The organism is Moorena sp. SIO3I6 (genome assembly GCF_010672095.1).
This window is the reverse complement of record NZ_JAAHHU010001497.1, coordinates 1-1,219: the sequence shown is the minus strand read 5'-3', so window position 1 is coordinate 1,219 and position 1,219 is coordinate 1. Positions and strand designations below refer to the sequence as shown.

Here is a 1,219-nt window from a genome sequence, read left to right as displayed (position 1 = left end):
TTGGATGGAGAAGTCATTGGAACAACTCCTATCAAAGTTGAATGTATTCCCAACGGATTGACTGTATTTGTCCCCAACCCCAATTAATCTGCCTCAATCTCTTCTTTTTCGAGAGTGTATTAAGACCCTATAAATACTGGTGAAGGGGTTCGAGCTCGAGTAAACTAGAGACATTATTATACTCAAAAAACTCTATGACCGCAGACCCCCTAGAATTAGAAGGAACCTGGGAAGAGATTATTGACCAAGGGGAAAAACTAGCTGGAAAACGAGTTCGGGTTATTGTTCTGTCTGATCAACCACACACTGAGTCTCCCGACAAGCCCACCTCTTTTCCTCCTAGGTCTACTGCCCAGTCTCTATTGAAATACGCAGGAACCTGGGAAGGTGATGACTTAGAAGAATGTCTTCGCCTAGTTTATGAAAACCGCTCTGAAGTGGCGTTTGAATAATGTATCTGCTGGATACTAACCATTGTAGTTTACTGATTGCAGGCAATCCAGCCGTACTTCAACGGATGTGGGACAAAGGTAATGTACCAGTTTGTACCTGCACTATTGTTCGGGGGGAACTGATGTTTATGGTTCAAAATTCCGAACAAAAGGCTACTAATATAGCACGAGTGCAAGCCTTTATTCAAGGTATTTATATCTATCCAGTAGATAATGAAACAGCTGATATCTATGGTCAATTTAAAGCCGAGATATTGCAGTATTTTGGACCGAAAGACCGAAAGAAGCGACGAAAAACCAAAATTCAAGAAATAGGGATTAGTGATAACGATTTATGGATTGCTGCAATCGCATTGCGCCATGGATTGATCATCGTCTCAGCAGATAGGGATTTTCAGCGGATGCAGCAGGTCAGAGCATTACTTTTGGAATCCTGGTTATAATCTCAATTTGCGAACGCGCCCCGCGTGACCAAAGGTCAATCGCGCCCCGCGTGACCGTAGGGAAATCACGGCACCTAAGTGTTGCATTTATAGTTTTTATCGTAGTTATGAGGTACAGTCTTGATGCAGTGCATCCCTATTCCCTATTCTCTGTTCCCTATTCTCTGTTCCCTGTTCCCTGTTCCCTGTTCCCTGTTCCCTAAAATCCCGAAATTTTGTACTTAGCTATGATAATTGCTATATATAGTTGATCATACTGATGAAGTACATTAAAGTTTATTATATCATTTCGGGATAATTACCCTTAATAAAAATTTCCCCCAA

2 protein-coding genes are annotated in these 1,219 nt (G+C 41.7%); both read left to right on the top strand.

What is annotated here, in order from left to right; translation table 11 throughout:
- Nucleotides 1–194 precede the first annotated feature (194 nt).
- Nucleotides 195–452, top strand: coding sequence for a hypothetical protein (locus F6K49_RS50620; RefSeq protein WP_293068344.1), 258 nt, complete (start codon nt 195–197; stop codon nt 450–452).
- Complete coding sequence (locus tag F6K49_RS50615; RefSeq protein WP_293068341.1) at nt 452–895, top strand: type II toxin-antitoxin system VapC family toxin; 444 nt, start codon at nt 452–454, stop codon at nt 893–895. Before F6K49_RS50620 ends, F6K49_RS50615 begins: the two co-directional genes overlap by 1 nt.
- Nucleotides 896–1,219 lie beyond the last annotated feature (324 nt).

Excerpts from the sequence above, each read along its gene's own strand:
- F6K49_RS50615 (WP_293068341.1), top strand. The coding sequence starts at position 452 with ATGTATCTGCTGGATACTAACCATTGTAGTTTACTGATTGCAGGCAAT.
- F6K49_RS50620 (WP_293068344.1), top strand. The coding sequence starts at position 195 with ATGACCGCAGACCCCCTAGAATTAGAAGGAACCTGGGAAGAGATTATT.